This window comes from Oryzibacillus soli (assembly GCF_051594765.1).
Classification (GTDB): Bacteria; Bacillota; Bacilli; order Paenibacillales; family NBRC-103111; genus Paenibacillus_AR.
Genome location: NZ_JBPPGJ010000078.1, coordinates 1 through 789 on the forward strand (window position 1 = coordinate 1; position 789 = coordinate 789).

The 789-nt window shown below is 41.2% G+C and carries 1 protein-coding gene; it reads left to right on the forward strand.

The genetic code is table 11. The features are described from left to right. The first annotated feature begins 220 nt into the window (after positions 1-220). Complete coding sequence (locus tag ACSEXW_RS28220; protein ID WP_438449512.1) at positions 221-541, forward strand: hypothetical protein; 321 nt, start codon at positions 221-223, stop codon at positions 539-541. The last annotated feature ends 248 nt before the right edge of the window (positions 542-789 follow it).

Below are 789 nucleotides of genomic sequence, written 5' to 3' on the forward strand. Positions count from 1 at the left end.
CGGTCTGCAAGAGGCATTTCGGGGAAGAAGATTCAGCAGACAACCCTGCACCACCTAACCGCGCGCGGCCGGTCGGGATCCAGCTGCGCTTTTGGATCGGCTTCCTTAAGGTGGTGTGGGTTCGTAGATACAACAACGTTATGCGAAACCAACTAAAAAATAAATGAGATCAATAATGAAAACGGTTCAAAGGAACTTGGTTTCCAAGGAGGAGATGTTTTTGTCTATAGCGGCAATAATAATAGAACCCCCAAATAGAGATTTTTATGTACCAATTGCATCAGAAGAGTTCTTTCATAAATGTTGGGTACCAATAATACAAGACTTAAAACTTAAATTAGTTCCTCTATTTAACCCTGGAATCGATCTTATAAAAAAAGAACTACCTACACTATTAAGTGAACTCAAACAGATTAAAGATTATGGTCTGAAAACACTAACTTACAATGAACAAAGTCATATTATTACAAGAATTGAGTTATTAGAGAATAAATTGAGTGAAGTATTTAGTGAAGAAGGAATAGTAGTTTTTATCGGGTAAGTTATAAATTCTAAGCAATGTAAGTATATCGAAGAAGAAGTTGGCATCGCATAACACCGTATTCACGCGGCGGGCCTGGCGGCCCTTGGTCTGCAGAGGCTTTTCGGAGAAGTGGAATCAGCAGACAACCCTGCACTGGCTAAGTCCGTCGGACCCGGGGCTGGCGCCCCTTAAGCCAGTGAGGGTTCGTGAATACAACAACGTTATGCGTAATTACTGTAGACCCTGAACCAATTTGAATAACATTC